This is a genomic window from Lentzea sp. NPDC051208, from assembly GCF_040682435.1.
GTDB classification, from domain to species: Bacteria; Actinomycetota; Actinomycetes; order Mycobacteriales; family Pseudonocardiaceae; genus Lentzea; species Lentzea kristufekii.
This window is the reverse complement of the sequence record NZ_JBFBAW010000001.1, coordinates 366,203-383,883: the sequence shown is the minus strand read 5'-3', so window position 1 is coordinate 383,883 and position 17,681 is coordinate 366,203. Positions and strand designations below refer to the sequence as shown.

The 17,681-nt window shown below is 69.2% G+C and carries 17 protein-coding genes and 1 pseudogene; 6 read left to right on the top strand and 12 right to left on the bottom strand.

The features are described 5' to 3' along the window. Positions 1 to 89: 89 nt before the first annotated feature. Positions 90 to 695 carry a dihydrofolate reductase family protein gene (locus AB0M48_RS01555; RefSeq protein WP_363835233.1) on the bottom strand — a complete coding sequence of 202 codons (606 nt, stop codon included), beginning with the start codon at positions 693 to 695 and terminating at the stop codon, positions 90 to 92. A 74-nt stretch (positions 696 to 769) separates the two neighbouring features. On the opposite strand from AB0M48_RS01555, the gene AB0M48_RS01550 reads away from it, so the two are divergent. Next, positions 770 to 1,633 (top strand): LysR family transcriptional regulator, encoded by an 864-nt coding sequence (locus tag AB0M48_RS01550; RefSeq protein ID WP_363835231.1) that lies wholly within the window; start codon positions 770 to 772, stop codon positions 1,631 to 1,633. Here the strand turns inward: AB0M48_RS01550 and AB0M48_RS01545 are convergent. The 4 genes and pseudogenes from AB0M48_RS01545 to AB0M48_RS01530 form a co-directional block, all read right to left on the bottom strand. After that, the gene (locus AB0M48_RS01545; protein ID WP_363835230.1) at positions 1,623 to 2,171 is read right to left on the bottom strand and encodes a DUF1062 domain-containing protein; all 549 of its coding nucleotides are present in this window, start codon (positions 2,169 to 2,171) and stop codon (positions 1,623 to 1,625) included. The genes AB0M48_RS01550 and AB0M48_RS01545 overlap by 11 nt on opposite strands. A gap of 114 nt (positions 2,172 to 2,285) precedes the next feature. Further along, positions 2,286 to 2,873: a cyclic nucleotide-binding domain-containing protein gene (locus AB0M48_RS01540; protein WP_363835228.1), complete on the bottom strand. Its 588-nt coding sequence runs from the start codon at positions 2,871 to 2,873 to the stop codon at positions 2,286 to 2,288. Between the two features lie 74 nt (positions 2,874 to 2,947). Further along, a pseudogene (locus tag AB0M48_RS01535) lies at positions 2,948 to 3,468 on the bottom strand (FAD-dependent oxidoreductase); the annotation flags it as partial. A gap of 47 nt (positions 3,469 to 3,515) precedes the next feature. Further along, positions 3,516 to 4,106 carry an FAD-dependent oxidoreductase gene (locus AB0M48_RS01530; RefSeq protein WP_363835227.1) on the bottom strand — a complete coding sequence of 197 codons (591 nt, stop codon included), beginning with the start codon at positions 4,104 to 4,106 and terminating at the stop codon, positions 3,516 to 3,518. A gap of 232 nt (positions 4,107 to 4,338) precedes the next feature. On the opposite strand from AB0M48_RS01530, the gene AB0M48_RS01525 reads away from it, so the two are divergent. After that, positions 4,339 to 5,907 carry a GMC oxidoreductase gene (locus tag AB0M48_RS01525; RefSeq protein WP_363835225.1) on the top strand — a complete coding sequence of 523 codons (1,569 nt, stop codon included), beginning with the start codon at positions 4,339 to 4,341 and terminating at the stop codon, positions 5,905 to 5,907. Between the two features lie 14 nt (positions 5,908 to 5,921). On the opposite strand, the gene AB0M48_RS01520 is transcribed toward AB0M48_RS01525, so the two are convergent. The 4 genes from AB0M48_RS01520 to AB0M48_RS01505 all read right to left on the bottom strand — a co-directional run bounded on the left by AB0M48_RS01520 (position 5,922) and on the right by AB0M48_RS01505 (position 9,541). After that, entirely contained in the window at positions 5,922 to 6,401 is a 480-nt protein-coding gene (locus AB0M48_RS01520; protein WP_319983890.1) for a carboxymuconolactone decarboxylase family protein, read from the bottom strand. Next, the gene (locus AB0M48_RS01515) at positions 6,398 to 7,477 is read right to left on the bottom strand and encodes a dihydrodipicolinate reductase (protein ID WP_363835223.1); all 1,080 of its coding nucleotides are present in this window, start codon (positions 7,475 to 7,477) and stop codon (positions 6,398 to 6,400) included. The genes AB0M48_RS01520 and AB0M48_RS01515 overlap by 4 nt, the downstream gene beginning before the upstream one ends. 64 nt (positions 7,478 to 7,541) lie before the next feature. Beyond that, the gene (locus AB0M48_RS01510) at positions 7,542 to 7,982 is read right to left on the bottom strand and encodes a discoidin domain-containing protein (protein WP_363835222.1); all 441 of its coding nucleotides are present in this window, start codon (positions 7,980 to 7,982) and stop codon (positions 7,542 to 7,544) included. Between the two features lie 1,328 nt (positions 7,983 to 9,310). Further along, complete coding sequence (locus AB0M48_RS01505) at positions 9,311 to 9,541, bottom strand: hypothetical protein (RefSeq protein WP_363835220.1); 231 nt, start codon at positions 9,539 to 9,541, stop codon at positions 9,311 to 9,313. Between the two features lie 148 nt (positions 9,542 to 9,689). On the opposite strand from AB0M48_RS01505, the gene AB0M48_RS01500 reads away from it, so the two are divergent. Then, positions 9,690 to 9,920: a hypothetical protein gene (locus AB0M48_RS01500; protein ID WP_363835218.1), complete on the top strand. Its 231-nt coding sequence runs from the start codon at positions 9,690 to 9,692 to the stop codon at positions 9,918 to 9,920. A gap of 11 nt (positions 9,921 to 9,931) precedes the next feature. Next, positions 9,932 to 10,135, top strand: a complete 204-nt coding sequence (locus AB0M48_RS01495; RefSeq protein WP_258949282.1) for a cold-shock protein — start codon at positions 9,932 to 9,934, stop codon at positions 10,133 to 10,135. A gap of 72 nt (positions 10,136 to 10,207) precedes the next feature. On the opposite strand, the gene dinB is transcribed toward AB0M48_RS01495, so the two are convergent. After that, the gene (gene dinB, locus AB0M48_RS01490; protein WP_363835216.1) at positions 10,208 to 11,398 is read right to left on the bottom strand and encodes a DNA polymerase IV; all 1,191 of its coding nucleotides are present in this window, start codon (positions 11,396 to 11,398) and stop codon (positions 10,208 to 10,210) included. A gap of 35 nt (positions 11,399 to 11,433) precedes the next feature. After that, on the bottom strand, positions 11,434 to 12,399 hold the full coding sequence (locus tag AB0M48_RS01485; RefSeq protein WP_363835215.1) for a serine hydrolase domain-containing protein: 966 nt from the start codon (positions 12,397 to 12,399) through the stop codon (positions 11,434 to 11,436). Positions 12,400 to 12,563: 164 nt separating this feature from the next. Between AB0M48_RS01485 and AB0M48_RS01480 the strand changes: the two genes are divergently transcribed. Next, entirely contained in the window at positions 12,564 to 14,129 is a 1,566-nt protein-coding gene (locus tag AB0M48_RS01480) for a phospholipid carrier-dependent glycosyltransferase (RefSeq protein WP_363835214.1), read from the top strand. 136 nt (positions 14,130 to 14,265) lie between these two features. Beyond that, positions 14,266 to 16,071 (top strand): trypsin-like serine protease, encoded by a 1,806-nt coding sequence (locus AB0M48_RS01475; protein WP_363835212.1) that lies wholly within the window; start codon positions 14,266 to 14,268, stop codon positions 16,069 to 16,071. Between the two features lie 71 nt (positions 16,072 to 16,142). On the opposite strand, the gene AB0M48_RS01470 is transcribed toward AB0M48_RS01475, so the two are convergent. Further along, on the bottom strand, positions 16,143 to 17,675 hold the full coding sequence (locus tag AB0M48_RS01470) for a S8 family serine peptidase (RefSeq protein WP_363835210.1): 1,533 nt from the start codon (positions 17,673 to 17,675) through the stop codon (positions 16,143 to 16,145). Between the last annotated feature and the right edge of the window lie 6 nt (positions 17,676 to 17,681).

The following is a 17,681-nucleotide window of genomic DNA, read 5'->3' as shown; positions in this document are numbered from 1 at the left end:
CCTCGTCTGACGCCGTCGGCTTCCGAGGTGTTCAGGGACCTGAACCTTCCTCACCTTGGCCTGACGATGTGGAGCGATCAAGAGGCCATTCAGCGCACGACGCGATACGTCACATGCGTGAAGGAGGCCCCTGCGCGGGAGTCGATCTGTTCGAGGTTCAGTCCGGGAACGCCGTCGAACAGCCGCGACCCGGCGCCGAGCGTGATCGGCACGATCCGCAGCCGGAGCTCGTCGATCAGGCCCGCGGTCAGGTACTGGTTGACCGTGGTGGCGCCGCCGTGGATGGAGATGTTGCCGTTCCCGGCCGCCTCGCGGGCGAGCTTGAACGCCGCCGCGATGCCCTCGGTCACGAAGTGGAACGTCGTGCCGCCCTCCATCGGCTGGGGTTCGCGCGGGTGGTGGGTGAGCACGAAGACCGGCCCGTGGTACGGCGGGTTGTCGCCCCACCAGCCGTTCCACGGGCGGTCCCAGGAGCCGCGGACCGGGCCGAACATGTTGCGGCCCATGATGAAGGCCTTCGTCTCGGCCATGCGGTCCAGCTGCCACTTCTGCTCGGCGGGGTCCTCGAACCACGCGTGCAGCTCGCTGCCCCAGCCGTCGCCGCCGTCGTCGCCGAACGGACGGTCCTCGGACTGGCCGGGCCCCGCCGCGTAGCCGTCGAGAGAGATCGAGAGGTCGCACGTCACCTTGGTCATGAACCCAGCCTGGCTCGCCTGACCCATGACGTCCAATGCCAAAAGCACGCGCAATTCATAGATAGCCTTGATGAATGTTCAGCCTGGTGCACCTGAAGGTGCTGGCGGCGGTGGCCCGGCACGGCTCGGTGACGGAGGCCGCGAAGCAGCTGCACTACTCGCAACCGTCGGTGAGCCACCACCTGGCGAGGCTGGAGGCGGCCACGGGCGTGAAGCTCGTGCAACGGATCGGCCGCGGCATCCGCCTCACTCCCGAGGGCGAGCTGCTGGCCAGGAGGGCCGCTGAGATCGTCGGGCGGGTCGACGCCGCCACCACCGAGCTCGCGGCCCAGGCCGGGCTGCGGTCCGGCCGGGTCAGGGTGGCCGCCAACGCCTCCACGGCCGCCACGATCGTTCCCAGGGCGGCCGCCGCGCTGGCGCGTGAGCACCCCGGCCTCGAACTGAGCCTCTTCGAGCGGCATCCGGTCGAGGCGTTGGCGATGCTGCGGCACGGCGAGGCCGAGGTCGCCGTCGTGTTCCGGCACCCCGGCACGCCCGTGGAGGAGGGCATCCGCTTCGTCCACCTCGGTGATGATCCGATCTACCTGATCAGCACGCGGCCGGACGACAGCCTCGCGCACCACCGGCATTCGGCCTGGATCGGCGGGTGCGACGCGTGCCAGGCGGAACTGGAGACCATCTGCCGGAGCGAGGGCTTCGCGCCGCGCATCGCCTCGCACAGCGACGACATGGTGGTGGTGCAGGCACTCGTGGCCGCGGGCGCGGGGGTGGCGGTCCTGGCCGGGCTGGGGTTGCAGGCGCACCGCCGGCCGGACGTGCACGCCACTGAACTCGTGGGTCTCCACCGCGAGATCCACGCCGCGACGTACGGCGACCCGCCCGATCCGCCGGGCGTGGCCGCCGTACTGGCCGCGTTGACGCGCTCGTTCAGCGCTTGAGCGTGAAGGTGAAGTCGCCGGAGACCTTGCCGGTCAACCGGATCGCCGACACGACCTTCCCTTCGGCGATCAGCCGTTCGACCTCACCGCGCGACAGCCCGCACGCGTCCGCGATCAGCCGCACCGGCCGGACCGGGATCCGTGCCGTGAACCGGACCGACACGTCGACCACCTCCTGGTCCAGGTGATCGGACCCGCCGGTGTCGAGCCGCCACGCACCCTCCCAGTCGAGGGAGATGTGGTTGCGGCGCTGCAGAACGGTGTCCTGCAGCAGTTCCGCGACCAGTGACAGGTCGTTGGCGTGCAACCGGTCCAGCAGCGCGGGCCGCACCGCGCGGACGTGAGTTCGTTCGAAGATCGTGAGCTTGGCCGTGTCCCCGCAGCCCGTGCACAGCACGAGGAGCCAGGCGTCGAGGACCTTGTGGTTGGCGTTGACGCGGAACTTGCCGCTCGCCCGGAAGCGGTCGGCGGCGCACACGTGGCAACGACGGCGGACGAGGGGAAGACAGGTGGGCACGACGGCCCAGGTGGAGAGCACAGAGGTACACCGTTCGGTGAGAAATCCGCAGCAAGGGGAGCGCGCTGCTCAGAGAGCGGCGCGCAACGAAGACCAGTGCGTGGGAGAACTCAAACGGTGTACAACGGCACGTCCTCACCCAGGGATCAGTCCGGCAGGAACGTAACGGCCTGGCGCCGCGCCGTTCCACTCAATTTCGGGGAACGCGTACAGGAAGCTCTGGTAGTGGTCGAGGTAGAACACCACGACGTCGTCGGTCAGCGCCGTCGCCGAGGTGGTGCGGGCGTTGAAGAACATGTCGTAGTGGCCGAGCAGTCCGCCCGGGCCGAGCACCGACCGTTCGCAGATCCCCCCGAAGTCGATCTCGACCTGCCCGGAGGCGACCAGGAACACGCCGTGCGCCGCGTCGTCCTCGTGGAACAGCGTGTCGCCCGCCGCGTAGGGGATCTCGTCGAACATCGAGGCGAGCGTCTCCAGTTCGGAGTCGGCGAGCGCAGCGAACAACCGCACGCCGTGGGGATCGACGCTGCACCGCAGGCACGCGACCCGCTCGGTCAGTTCGCGCTCGGTGATGTGGTCCATCCGCATCCGCACGAACCGCAGCATCCGGTCGGTGTTGCGCGACTGGGCGCCGGACTTCCCGGCGCTGGGCGGGGTGTAGAGGTCCGAGTCCCCGCTGATGCGCGCGGCCTCGCGGCGGCCTGACTCGTACGCGCCGTGCACACAGCCCAGTGGTACGGGTTCGTGCCCTCGCCTGCGAAGAACAGCTTGTCGCCCACCGGTTCCGCGAGCGTCGCGATGTCCTTCGAGGACGAGTCGACCCCGATGCAGGTGTACGACCCCAGCGCGTACGGGTCGGAGGACCACGTGGTGCGCGAGATGCCGGAAGGAGGCGGCGCGTCCGCACCGAAGAGGTCCTGGACGACCTCGGCCGCGTACGCCGAGACGGCCTCCTCGGACCAGATCTCCACCGCACGGCCGAGAGAGGCGCCGAGCAGCATCACCAGAACCGGTTTGCCGTGCGACTTCCACATGCTGATGACGACGGTGGGGTAGCGGTCCGTGTCGCGGCAGAGGTGAGCGTGCCGGACCCGAGCCGGGCGATCGCCGACCGCTTGGCCTCGGGCAGCGGCGGCACGAACTCGACCGCGGCGGCCTTCAACACCCCCAGTGGCACCGTGACGAGCACCTTGTCGGCCTCGAACACGCCCTGGTCCGTGGTGACGCGTCCGTCCTCGACGCGCGTGACGACGTGGCCGAGCCGGATGTCGAGCCCTTCCGCCGAAGCGTCCACCACGGACTGGTAGCCCTGGTGCAACGTGCTGTCGCCGTAGCCGTAGACGAGGTAGCCGTCCTCCCAGTGCTTCAGGGTGAGCTTGTCCGGGTCTTCCGCCGCAGGATCACGTTCAGGTGGTACCGCACGGCCTGTTCGTCCTCCGGGGACAGCCGGCGTTCGGCCATGACCTGGCGCATCGCCTCGCCGAGCGGGACGTCCGGGTGATCGTCCTTGCGTGCCACGGCGGCGCGGTGTTCCAGCTCGTGCAGGACGTCGTCGGCCAGGTGGAGGGTGCGGCTCTTGTAGCGGTGGTTCACCGCCCGGCGGTCCGCACCGAACAGGTCCAGGCTGTCGAACCCGCCCGTGCAGGCGCTGTCGCCGCCCACGTAGCTGTACGGAATTCCCAGGTCCTCCACCAGTTCGGTGATCGGGTTGCCGTCCGTGCCGTGGATCCGGTGCGCGCCCAGGTCCACCCCGTGCGCGTCGGTCCAGATCCGGCCGCCGACCCGGTCGCGGGACTCCAGCACGGTCACGGGGTGGCCCAGCTCGCGCAGCGCCCGTGCCGCCGCCAGGCCGGAGATCCCCGCACCCATCACCAGGACGCTCGGTCTCGCGTCCTCACCACCATCAGATACCGAGGGCATCACTCGGTTGTCGGACGGCCACGCGTGTCCGGACATTCCCGAATCGTGTGGTCGTACTGGGCCGTACGGGTTGTCCGCACCGTCTCCGGATCTCGCTTCCGAGACGCTCACCTGCGTCGCGCACCTGGGCGAACCGGTCCTGCCAGATAGTGACTTGATCTCCAACCGCAGGTATAACTTGTTCTCATGAGCCCACAGTGAGGAAGATCACATGACCCAGACAATGACGTCTGACAACGGTTTCAAGGGTCCTTCACGACGTTCGTTCATGGCTGGAACAGGTTCTATTCTCGGAGCTGTCGCACTCGGTGGCGTCACGCCGGTGGCACAGGCGGCGGCGTCGATCGCGGACGCGGCGGTCGTTCCCGCCCTGGTGATCGGCACGGGGTACGGCGGAAGCGTGGCGGCCCTGCGTCTCGCCCAGGCCGGTGTCGACGTCCACATGGTCGAGATGGGCATGGCGTGGGACACCCCGGGCGCGGACGGCAAGATCTTCGCCAACACCACGACCCCGGACCAGCGGTCGTTCTGGCTGCGCACCAAGACGAAACAACCGCTCAGCAACTTCCTGGGCTTCCCGATCGACAAGGCGATCCCGCGCTACACCGGCATCCTCGACGCCGAGGAGTTCGCCGGCATCACCGTCTACCAGGGACGCGGCGTCGGCGGCGGCTCGCTCGTCAACGGAGGCATGGCCGTCACGCCGAAACGGGAGCACTTCGGTGACGTCCTGCCGACGGTGAACCCCGACGAGATGTACGGCACCTACTACCCCCGCGCCAACGCCGAGCTCGGGGTCAACATGATCCGTCCGGCCTGGTTCGAGACGACCGAGGCCTACCAGTACTCGCGAGTGGGCCGGAAGCACGCCCAGCGGTCGAACTTCCCGTACGTCTTCGTGCCCACCGTGTACGACTGGAACTACATGGAGCAGGAGGCCGCCGGGACGGCGCCGAAGTCGGCGTTGGTGGGAGAGATCCTCTACGGCAACAACTACGGCAAGAAGTCGTTGCAGAAGACCTATCTCAGCAAGGTCAGGGCGACGGGACGCGTCACCATCTCGCCGCTGCACCGGGTCGTCTCGGTCGTCCCGGCGACGGGCGGCTACAAGGTCACCATCGAGCAGCTCAACACCAACGGCGACCCGATCGCGGTCAAGGAGGTGACCGCGGCGAAGGTGTTCTTCGCGGCGGGCAGCGTCGGCACGAGCAAGCTCCTGGTCAAGCTCAAGGCCACCGGCGCGCTGCCGAACCTGAACGGCGAGGTCGGCAGGGGCTGGGGCGACAACGGCAACGTCATGTGCGGCCGCGCGAACCACATGTGGGACCCGACCGGCAAGCTGCAGTCGTCCATCCCGACCCTGGGCATCGACAACTGGGCTGCGGGCGGCGCCTTCGCCGAGGTGGCACCGCTGCCGACCGGCATCGAGACCTACGCGTCGTTCTACCTGTCGATCACGAAGACCCCGAACCGCGCCCAGTTCACCTGGAACCCCGCCGCGGGCAAGGTCGACCTGAACTGGCAGACGGCGTGGAAGGAGGTCTCGATCAACGCCGCGAAGACCATCTTCGACAGGATCAACTCAAAGGAGGGGACGATCTACCGGACCGACCTCTTCGGCGTCTACAAGATCTGGGGCGACCACCTGACGTACCACCCGCTCGGCGGCGCGGTCCTGAACAAGGCCACCGACAACTACGGGCGCCTGCACGGTTACCCGGGCCTGTACGTGATGGACGGGTCGCTGATCCCGGGCACCACCGTGGTGAACCCGTTCGTCACGATCACGGCGCTGGCGGAGAGGAACATCGAGAAGATCATCGCCACCGATCTCTGAGTCCGGTGTGGACGTCAGAACTTCGGTAGCACGCACAGGGCGTCGAGGCCGAACACCCGGTTCAGCCTGCCGAACACGAGCCAGGCCCCGATGCTCATCGTGAGTTCCACGATCTCCACCTGGCTGTAGTGCCGGGTCATGCGCGACCAGAACTCGTCGTCGAGACCGTGGTGATCCAGTGCGTACCGCTCGGCGTACTCCGCGGCCAGCCTCGCCCGGTCGTCGAAGGCGTCGGTGGTGCGCCACTGGGTCACCGCGTCGACGAAGCCGTCCTCGACCTTCACGCCGTCGCGTTCGGTCCGCCAGTCGAGGCAGAACATGCAGCCGTTGATCTGCGCGATCCGCAGCCGCGCCGCCTCGAACTCGCGCAGCCCCAGCGTGGTGTGCTGGTACACGGCCAGCGAGAGGTTCGCGGCGGCCATGCCGATGCCCGGCACGAGCTCACCCCACACGTAGCCGATGGGATCCTTGCCCTCGGGGATGTCGATGTTCACGGCTTCCTCCTTCCGAGTTTGCCGGCCGCGGCGCGCAACGGGACGTCGAGCGCGTCGTAGAGTCCCGGCTCGGCCTCGGCGAGCCAGTCGATGGCGTTCACGATGCGGCCGACGGCGGTCGCGTTGCCGCCCGCGGAACGGTTCTCGCCCTCGTCGGCGGACTCGACGGAGACCTCGATGCGCGGCCTGCCCTCGATGATCACCTTGTGCGTGCCGTCGCCGGACGGGGGCATCGGCCAGTCCGTCGCGCAGGAGTTGTGGATGCGCGTCACGTGCTCGATGACGATGAGCGGCTCGCCGTCCACGATGCCCTGCACCTCGAACCGGATCGCGCCCTGGGTGCCCTTCTCGAACTCGCCCATGGTCCGCGTCGTGACCGTCTCGTCGAGCGCGCGCCGGTCGACGGTCTCGCGGATCTCGTCGATCTTGACCCCGAACGCCCTGGCCATCAGCCGGATCTGCCCGCCCCAGACCATGGTCGGCACCGTCGGCATCAGCATCGGCGCCTGGTAGTCGAGCGGCTGCCCGAACCCGATCAGCCACCGCACCGCGTCGGGCTGGTCGTAGGTCGAGTAGTCGAAGATCTCCTGGCAGCGCACCGCGTCGACGGTGTGGCCGAGCCCGCTGATCAGCAACGGCAGCACGTCGTTGCCCCAGCCGGGGTCGACGCCGGAGACGAACAGCGACCCGCCGCCCTCCTTGATCGCGGCTAGAACCGGTTCTCGAAGTTCAGGCGGTGCACTGCGGGGGTCGTACAGCGCGTACAGCGACGGCGTGACGACCACCGCGCCCGCGCGGATCGCCTTCGTGATGTCGGCCAGCGCGTCGTCCGGCCGGATGTCACCCGACGCGGCGTACACCACGGCACGCGGACTCGTGGCGAGCACCGCGTCGATGTCGTTCGTGGCCGCGACTCCGAGCTCCTGCTCGATCCCGGCGAGATCGCCCGCGTCGCGGCCGACCTTCTCCGGGTTGTGGACGACCACGGCCGTCAGCTTCAGCGCCGGATGGGCATCGACGGCGCGAATGGCGGCACGGCCGACGTTGCCGGTGCCCAACACCACTGTGGCGATCATGTGGTGCAGATTACCTAGAACACGTTCTAGTTGTACAGCGCCCATCCGGCGAGAAGCTGCCTGATCAGGTGTGGAGCCGCAGTCCCGACAGCTGACCCGCGGGCCAGGCCGTGTTCCCGGTGAAGGTGAGCCGGACGTACCGGACCTGGGCGCCGGGCAGCGTGGCGGTGGCCGAGTTGCCGGTCGCGGGGTCGAAGACGTACCCGGCCGCCCCGGCGAGCGGGACGAACGACTGGCCGTTCGCGCTGCCCTCGATCGTCACGGTCTGGGTGCGCCGGCCCCACGCGGGGTTCGGTGGGAGGGTGAGCACGGCCCTGCGGAGGGCGTGCACCGCCCCGAGGTCGACCTGGGTCCACTGCGGGAAGGCGTTGTTCGCGCTCTCCCAGTAGGAGTGCGGATCGTTGTCGACGGCGAAACCGCTGCCGTAGTGCTGGGTCTGCGAGCTCTGGGTCGTGGGACGCCCGGCGGCCGGTCGACGTCCGGGGCAGGCGGACCGCCGATCCACGGTTGGGTGGGCCTGATCGCGGTCAGGGCGATCTCGCCCTTGAGCATCCTGCCGCCGTCGCCGGTCAGCCTCATGTAGTAGTCGGCGGAGCAGCGGGTGCCGTCCTCGTCCAGTGCGAGGTAGCCGGATCCGACCGGCACGTCGGCCGGCGTCTCGGCCGTCTTGCAGATCTGGTTGCCCTCGTTGAACTCGTCGAACATCGAGATGTAGATGCCCTGCGCGCCGAGGCGGACCATGTTGTAGAACTGCCGCCACATGAAGTCGCCGTGCAACCGTTGCCGCGACCCGACATCGCCCGGCAGCACGCACGGCTGGTAGTCGATCCCGCGCGCGTTGCACTCCGCCTGGTCGGGTGTGTTCACGTTGGTGTGGAAGCGATCCGTGTCCGCCGGGGTGCCGATCCGGCCGACCATCCACGGCGAGATCATGTCGAACGACCGGTAGACGGTGCCGAAGCCCCGCCGCGAGTCCTCGATCTCCAGCCGCCAGTGGGTGGGGACGCCGCCGATCACGTAACAGCCGCGCGCCTTGAACCAGTCGACGACGTCCTGGCACGCCTCCGGTCCGAACGGCCGGCCGGGGTCGTTGAACCCGAAGCCCCAGACGCACACGACTGGTTTGCCGTTCTGCCGTGCGTACGCGGGGGAGGACGTGTACGCGGACATCTTGTCCAGCCAGTCGGTCTTGATCTCCGACCGCATGTTCGTCCAGTTCGTGACGTCGTACATGATGTAGAACTTCCGCCCGGTGGCCTCCGCGGCCGGCCGGACGTGCGCGGTCACCGCGTCGCGGATCGGGCCCTCGCCGCCGGTCGGGTCGAACCGCTGCAGGGCCGCCGTGTCGATGTTGTTGTCGCGCATCCACTGGAAGTGCACGTCGACGGTCTGCCGGTCGTAGTTCGAGAAGAGCGTGGCGGGCCGGCCGTCGCCCAGATCGGCGAACGCGGTCGGGTACGTGTGTGCGTAGTCGCGGACGTCCGGCCACGCGACGATGGAACTGGTGGGCGGTGCGGGAGGCCGGCTCCAGTCGTCGTTCCAGTGCCACCAGCCGTCGATCGGGGAGTTGTCCCCGCGGCAGGCGAACCAGCCCTGGTACCCGACGGTGATCTAGCCGACGACGTCGCCGGGAGGGCTGACCGCCTGCGCGGGGGTGGGCAGGAACCCCAGCGCGGGAGCGGCGAGCGCGGTGCTGAGCAGTGTTCGGCGTGACAGGGACATCGCGAACTCCTTTGTCGGCGACCCGACTCTAGAGTGCAAGATGTCAACAGAACCACGCAAGAATTTGACGGACCGGAACTTCAGCCGTCAGTACAGGCGCAGGACGCGGGCTCAGCGGTTGGAGGTCGGGAACCGGCCGTCCGTGCTGCCGAGAGCCACCAGTTCGGTGTACTGCTCCTGCCAGGACCTCTCGGTCGCCAGCAGGTCGGCGAGCCGCTGCACCCATGCCTCGTCCACCGTGCGCGCGGCACCGGTGGCCAGGTGGCGGGCCGTTTCCTCGCGGGCCTTGAGCCATTCGGACAGCGTGGGCGCGAGCGCCGGTCCACCTTGGTCTTTTGGCATGGATCGACGATACGCGGTGCTCGTGGTGCTTCGCGCTGGTCATTGGGCTACTGTGGGTCAGGTTGGGGTACCAGCCGACGGCAACCAGCCGCTGCGGTCCCCGATCCCGTCCGGTCCGGTGTCTCCGGCCGGAGAACGGAGCACCGGCTTGCAGCCGGAATTCCCGACTTCACCCTCGTCTCTCCGGTTCGGCAAGCCGCGTCACGCGGCTCAGGACTTCGCGCAAGCGCGACTGGACGCCGAAATCACCGGGATCAACCACCAGCGTCAGGCCGCCAAGATAGTGGCGGGACGTTCCCATGACGCCGGCGATTGCCGTGAACTGCTGTCCATGCTCGGCCTGGCGAACCTGCCGGCCTCCACCGCACTTCACGCATGAGGGGCACACCGGTGACTCGAGGAACTGTCAAGTGGTTCAACGGCAGCAAGGGCTTCGGCTTCATCGCGCCCGAGGGCGGCGGGCCTGACCTGTTCGTGCACCAGTCCGAGGTGCAGGACTACGGGCATCACGGCATCGCCGACGACCAGGCCGTCGAGTTCGAGATCGGCGAGGGGCAGAAGGGGCCGCAGGCTCGCGCCGTGCGCCTCGTCTAGACCTGATACGTCCACTGTGGAGTGATCGGCCATCGGCCGGTCGCTCCACGGTGTTGTGTGCGGACCAGGTGATCAGTCCGGCAGCAGCGGCACGGAGATGCCGGGATCGCGGCCGAGCAGCGTCGCCCGCGTCACGGACGCCGACCCGAAGCGGTCGCGCACGTGGTCCAGCGCGGCGTCCAGTGCGGCCGGTTTCCGCTCCTCGAACGGCAGCGCCAGCTGCATCGGCGCGTCGTTCTGGAGGTTGGTGAGCGAGACGCCCAGCAGCGTGATGCCGCGGGTCTCGATCATCGGCGTCGCGGTGCCGAGCAGCTCCCTCGCTGTCGCCAGGAGCACCTCCGTCTCCGTTGTCGGGTGCCTCAACGTGTGCGAACGCGTGGCGCGGGTGAAGTCGGCGAACCGCAGGCGCAGCACGACGGTCCGGCACGCGCGCTCGGCCGTGCGCAGCCGCCGCGAAATGCCGTCGAGCAGCGAGGCGAGGACGGCGTCGAGCTCGTCGCGGGTGCGATCCCGGCGGCCCAGGGCGCGTTGTGAGCCGATCGAGTGGCGGCGCTGTCCTGGTTGGACCGGACGCGGGTCGTGGTTGTGCGCCAGCGCGTGCAGGTGCCGGCCCGCCGCGCGGCCGACCATCGAGACGAGCCCCGCCTCGCCGAGCCCGGCGACCTCACCGACCGTGCGCAGGCCCAGGGCGTGCAGCTTGGCCGCCGTCACCTCGCCGACGCCCCACAGCCGTTCGACGGGCAGCGGGTGCAGGAACTCCAGTTCGCGATCGGCGGGCACGACCAGCAGTCCGTCCGGCTTCGCGACCCCGCTCGCGACCTTGGCCAGGAACTTCGTCCGCGCCACCCCGACCGTGATCGGCAGGCCGACCTGCGCGAGCACGTCCGCCCGCAGTCGTGCGGCGATCACCTCCGGCGGGCCGGCGATCCGGTGCAGGCCACCGACGTCGAGGAACGCCTCGTCGATCGACAGGCCCTCGACCAGCGGCGTCGTGCCGCGGAACACCTCGAACACCGCCTTGCTCGCGGCGGCGTAGGCCGACATCCGCGGCGGCACGACGATCGCCTGCGGGCAGAGCCGCCGTGCCCTCTCGCCGCCCATCGCCGTGCGCACGCCGAACGCCTTGGCCTCGTAGCTCGCGGCCAGTACCACTCCACCGCCCACGATCACCGGACGGCCGCGCAGGCTCGGATCGTCCCGTTGCTCGACCGCCGCGTAGAACGCGTCGAGGTCGGCGTGCAGGATCGGGGTGCTCACGAACACATGTTCGCATCCGTCACCCGTTCAGAACAGTGCTGTCAGGACATGAGTGCCCGCGCGATCGGCCAGGCGCCGGGGGAGGTGTTCGACAGGACGGTGATGGTGGTGCCGGTGTGCGGGTCGTGAGTGGACTTGAACGACGCGCCGGCGTCGTACCCGGCGAGGATCACGGTGTCGCTGGTCTGGTGCAGCCAGAACCCGAGGCCGTAGCGCAGCGACTCCTCGGGCACGTCGTGGCGCGGCCTCGTGACCAGCTCCGCGTCCCCGCTGGCGAACAAGGCGCGCCAGAACTTCGACATGTCGCCCGCCGTCGTGTGGATGCCGCCGTCACCGGTGGCCAGCACCGGCAGGTGGAAGACGTTCGAGCGGTCGAGGCCCTCCAGATAACCGACGGCGGCGTCGCCGGGCAGTTCGTCGGAGCGCAGGAAGCCGGTCCTCGTCATGTCCGCCGGGCGGAGCACCCTGGAGCGGACGAGGTCGTGGTAGCCCTGCCCGCTCGCGCGCTCGGCCAGCAGCGCCAGCACCACGTAGCCGCCGTTGCAGTACCCGAACCGCTCGCCGGCCTTGAACTTGGTGGGAATCCCGTCCAGCAGCGGCAGGAATGCCTCCGTCGTGGTCAGCAAGTGCACGGCGCCGATCACGTAGTCGTCGGCCTGCCAGTCGCCCTCCTCGTCGAGGTAGTCACCGATTCCCGACGTGTGCGTGAGCAGGTGCTCGACCGTCACGTCGTCGGCGATCAACGGCAGGTCGTCGCCGAGCAGCGAACGGGCGGTGGTGTCGAACGCCAGCTTCCCCTCGTGGATCAGCGAGAGCACCGTCAGCGCGGTGAACCCCTTGCCGCCGCTGGCGATGCCGAACCTGGTGTCCACGGTGTTGGGCACGCCGTACGCGCGGTTGGCGAGCCCGTAGGCCTTCGCGAACTCGATCTCCCCGGCGCGGTCGACCTGGACCACGCCGGAGAAACCGGTGTCCTCGGCGATCTTGTCCAGCTCTCCCAACGGCATTCGCGCAGGCTAGACCTGTGTGACCGCCTCGCTGAAACGAATTTCCGCTGCCGGGACGACGTCTCGCAACGATCTGCGGCGGATCCGTGGAGCAACCGATCCGGCGGGCATCCCGTTTCGGGAAGTGTCGGGTTGGTTCATCCACGGGAGAGGACCGAGCGGTCTTGTCGCTCGCCACGATCCAGCGCCCCGCCGGCGTGTCGCCGCCGCCGGTGCCGGTGAAAGCACCGCGGCGCTGGCTGTTCGCGCTGGCCGCGGCCGTGCTGCTGGCCCAGATGGCGATCGCGATGATCACCACCGCGGTCGCGCAGACGCCGACGATCGACGAACCCGTGTACATCGGCACGACGGTCGTCCAGCTGCAACAGCACAGCCTCCGGTACAACCCCGAGCACCCGCCGCTGGGCAAGCTGATCATGGCGACCGGGCTCGCGTTCGCCGACGTCCGGCTCGACCCCGGTTTCCAGGGCGACCAGACCGAACTGGGCAGGCACCTGCTCTACGAGTCGGGCCACGACCCCGGCGCACTGCTGCTGGCGGCCCGGTTGCCGATGATCGTGCTGACGCTGTTGTTCGGGGTGGTCGTCCTCCTGTTCGCCACCGACGTCACGAACAGGTCCGGCGGGCTCGTCGCGCTCGCGCTGTACACGTTCTCGCCCGACCTGATCGCCCACGGATCGCTGGCCGCGCTGGACGTTGCGGCGGCCGGGTTCCTGCTCACGTCGGCCTGGCTGCTGTGGCGGGCGCGCACCGACCCCGGGCCGTACCTGCCGCTCGCCGGACTGGCCCTCGGCGCGGCACTGGCGACCAAGATGAACACCCTGGCCGCGGTGCCGGTGCTGCTGTTCCTGGCCTTCTGGCAGGCCCGCGCCAAAGCCGTGCTCGTCATGGTGCTGATCGCCGTCACCGTGGTGTGGGCGTCGTACCTCGCCGTCGACCCGTTGCTCCGCTGGGAGACCCCGCCCGACCTGCCGTCCGCACCGGTCGGTCTGCTGCCGTTCCCCGAGCCCTACCTCGACGGGATGCGCGTCCAGCTGGGGTTCGAGAACCGCGTCTGGGGCGGCTACCTCTTCGGCACGCACTACGAGGGTTCGCACTGGTACTACCTGCCGGCCGCGTTGCTGGTGAAGACACCGCTGGGAGCCCTGCTGCTCTGGGCGGCCGGAGCCGTCGCGATGGTCAAACGCCCGGCGGCCGCGTACGTCCTCGCTCCCGCCGCCGTGCTGCTGCTCTTCGCGATGACCGGCAACCGCGACCTCGGCGTCCGGTACGCGATCTTCGTGCCGATGTTCCTCGCGGTCGCCGCCGCGGTGGTCGCGCACCGGCGTTACGCCGTGCTCGCGGTCGCGCTGGCCGCGGTCAGTTCACTGTGGACGTTCCCCTACTACCTGCCGTACTCCAACGAGGTGTTCGGCGGCCCGTCCAAGACCCACCTGCACCTGCACGACTCGAACGTCGACTGGGGCCAGGACCTGGGCAGGCTGGCCGAGCGTCTGCAGCGGTACCCCGGCGAACAGAAGTGGCTCGTCTACAAGGGCTCCGGCGTGCCCGAGCACTACGGCATCAGTGCCGCCGACCCGCGCGAGGTGCCGCCGGACCAGGTGCACGGGCTGCTCGTCGTGTCCAACACGGCCATCGCCAAGGCCGACGACGTGCTGCGAGCCCTGATCGACACGAGCGCGCCGATCGACGTCGTGGGGCACTCCATCACGATCTTCCGCAGGTCTTAGGTACGTGAAAGTTCCGTACCCCTACGGATGCGGACCCTGATTGTTCCGCGCGTGCGGGGCTCCGACAGTGATCGCAGCGAACGGCCGCCGTCCCTGCCCTGAGGTGGGCCGTTCCGAGATCCGGAGAGGAACCAACGTGACGAGAACACCACGGTCCTGGGGCCTGCTGGCCCTGGTCGCGGCCACGGTGCTGACGCCGGTCAGCATCGCGCACGCCGCACCGCCGAACGCCCCTGCGGCGAACTACCTGGGGGACACCGTCCCCGCCAACCTCGGTGACGCCTCGCCCATGTTCGTCGGCGGGCAGAACGCCACCGTGAGCGAGTTCCCCGGCATCATCGCGGGCATCCGGGCCGGTGGCACCCGGCCGGAGGGCCAGACCTGCACCGGCACTGTCCTGGCGCCGCGCAAGATCCTGATCGCGGCGCACTGCGCGGATGCCCAGGGGGAGAAGAAGTTCGTCTACGGGCTCGACGACCTCAAGGACTACCAGGGCGGCGCCGGCACCGGGTTCGCCGTGAACGTCGTCAGCTACAAGAAGCACCCGAAGTACGTCAACTTCGACCAGGGTTACGACGTCGCCGTCGTGACCGTGGACCGCGACATCGCGTTGAAGGGTGGTGCCGCGTACCCGAAGTTCGCCACTTCCGCGGACGCCGGTGGCGCCGCGCCGGGCAAGACCGGCCTCGGTTTCGGCTACGGCAAGAAGGACTTCAACGACAACTCGCAGGACGTCACCCTCGACAAGGCGAGCCTGCCGGTCGTCAACGGGGACAGCGTCTGCCAGGGCGTCGGCGCGGGCTTCAAGTCGGCGACCATGATCTGCGCCGGGTACTCCGACGGCCGGATCTCGATCCTGCCCGGTGACAGCGGCGGCCCGCTGATCCTCGACGGCAAGATCTACGGCGTCGCGTCGTGGAGCCGGTCGGACTTCAAGTGGTACTCGATCTACGGCCGCCTCGACAACGAGATGGGCGACTGGGTCAGGACCGAGGTCGGCGAGCAGCCCCCGGTCGGTGACTTCGGGCTGACCGTCGCGCCGGGCAGTGGTTCGGTCGCCGCGGGCAAGACGGTGTCCGCGGGCATCACCACCACGGCCGGTTCGGGTGGCGCGGAGAACGCCACGCTGTCGGCCAGCGGCCTGCCCAGTGGCGTGAAGGCGGTCTTCCAGCCGACGTCGGTGACCACCGGCAACTCGGCCAAGGTCACGTTCGAGGCGAGCACCTCCGCTCCCAACGGCACCTACGAGATCACCGTCGGCGGCACCACGACGAGCGGCAAGACCGCGTCCGGCAAGTACTCGCTGACCGTCACCGGCGGCGGCGACCCGCAGCCGGGCGACTTCACCCTGGGAGCCTCGCCGAGCAGCGTGAAGGCGGCCAAGGGGAAGTACGTCTCCACCACGATCTCCTCGAGTGGCGACGGCCGGACGATCACCCTGTCGGCCTCGGGCGTGCCCAGCGGCGTGAAGGCCACGTTCCAGCCGTCGTCGGTGGGTGCCGGCAGCTCGTCCAAGCTGACGCTGGACGTCTCCAGCACCGCGACCGCCGGCACGTCCACCATCACGGTGACGGGCACGGACACGGGCGGGAAGACCGCCACCACGACGGTGTCGCTCACGGTCGAGGGCACCGACCCGCCGACCGGTGAGGTCACGGTGACCGCGTCGCCGTCGTCGGCCAGCGTCAGGCAGGGCATGCTCGCCCAGACCCTGGTGAAGGCCGCCGGCGGCACCGGCAACCTGACGCTGACCGCGTCCGGTGTGCCCACCGGTGCCCAGATGTCGTTCAACCCGGCCACGATCGGCCAGAACGGCAGCAGCAACGTCTGGGTCTTCACGAACTTCTCCACCCCGCCCGGGACCTACCCGATCACCATCAAGGCCACCTCGGCCGACGGGAAGACCGGCACGACCACGTTCACGCTGACGGTCACCCGCTAGCCCCCAGGGGAACAGGGAAAGGAAGAGCCCCGGAGCTACGGCTCCGGGGCTCTTCACTGCGGTGCGAGGACTCAGACCGTCAGAGTCCAGGTGTCGATGTTGCCGGTGTCATAGGTGTAGACGTCCTTCACCTGCAGCTTCCAGGTGCCGTTGCGCGCCTCGGTGGACAGGTCGACGGTGTAGGTCTCGTGGACACCCGCCGACGACGAAGTGCCGCCCGCCTTCTTGAGCACGTAGGACTTGCCGGACGGGCTGACCAGGTCGATGGCCAGATCACCGGTGTAGGTGTGGAAGATGTCGACCTTGACGGTTGCCGAGGCCGTGGAGTTGCCGGTGCAGCCGGAGATCGTGACCGGCGACGAGACTGCGGTGCCGGTGTCCGGAATGGACACGTCGTCGCCGTTCGTGCCGGGGCCGCACACCGGGTCGGGACCGCCGCCGATGAAACCGCTGTACAGCAGCTTGTTCGGCGAACCGGTGCCAGGGTTGGTGACCTTGCCGTCGGTGGCGTTGTTCACCAGCGCGTCGCGCAGGGCCTGTGGGCTCGCGGACGGGTTGGCCGACAGGTACAGGGCCGCGACACCCGCGACGTGCGGGGTGGCCATGGACGTGCCGGACATGTTGGTGGCGCCGCCGTTCAGCCCCAGCGAGGTGATGCCGTCACCGGGGGCGAAGATGTCCGTGCACGAGCCGTAGTTCGAGAACGAGGCGCGTGCGTCGTTGGACGAGGTCGCGTTCACGGTGATCAGTGACGCGATCTTGGCAGGGCCGGTGGAGCAGGCGTTCGTCGAGCTGTTGCCCGACGCGACGGCCATCTGCACGCCGGAGGCGACCATGCCGGCGATGGCGTCGTTGCCAATGTCGGCGGTGTCGAAGGTCCAGGAAGCGTCGACCACGGCGGGTTTCTGCGCGTTCGCGGTGATCCACTCGATGGCCTTGACACCGGCCGAGTCAGGGCCGCTGCTCCCGCAGCTCGTGCCGAGCATGCGGACCGAGACCAGCTTGGCCTTCTTCGCCACGCCGTAGGTCTTCGAGCCGACCGTGCCCGCCACGTGTGTGCCGTGGCCCGAGCAGTCCTGCCCGTTCTGGCCGTCCTCGATGAAGTCGGCGCCCACGGACGCGCGCCCCTCGAAGTCGGCGATCGACGTCTTGACGCCCGTGTCGGTGATGTAGACCGTCACGTTCGACGCGCCGCCGCTGGGGTAGGTGAACTTCTTGTCCAGCGGCAGGGACGCCTGGTCCACGCGGTCCAGGCCCCACGTCGGGTTGGTCTGCACGTCCACGGCCTTCGCGGTGCCGTCCTGGTAGACGGCCTTGACGGCGGGGTCGGCCGCCAGCCTCCGCGCCGCGGCCTCGGTCAGGTTCTTGACCTGGAAGCCGCGCATGGCGCGGGAGAACACGGCGTCGAGGGTGCCGCCGTACTTCTGGGTGAGAGCGCTCGACGACGCCTGGACGGCCGCGCCGGGCTGGAGGGACACGATGAAGCTGCCGCCGGCCGCGGGGTTGCGGGCCTTGACGAAGTCGGCCTCAGCCGCGTGTGCCGGGGTGGCCAGCATGGCGGAGGCGACGATCAGAACGGCGAGCCCGCAGGTGGTGCGGTGCATGGGAAG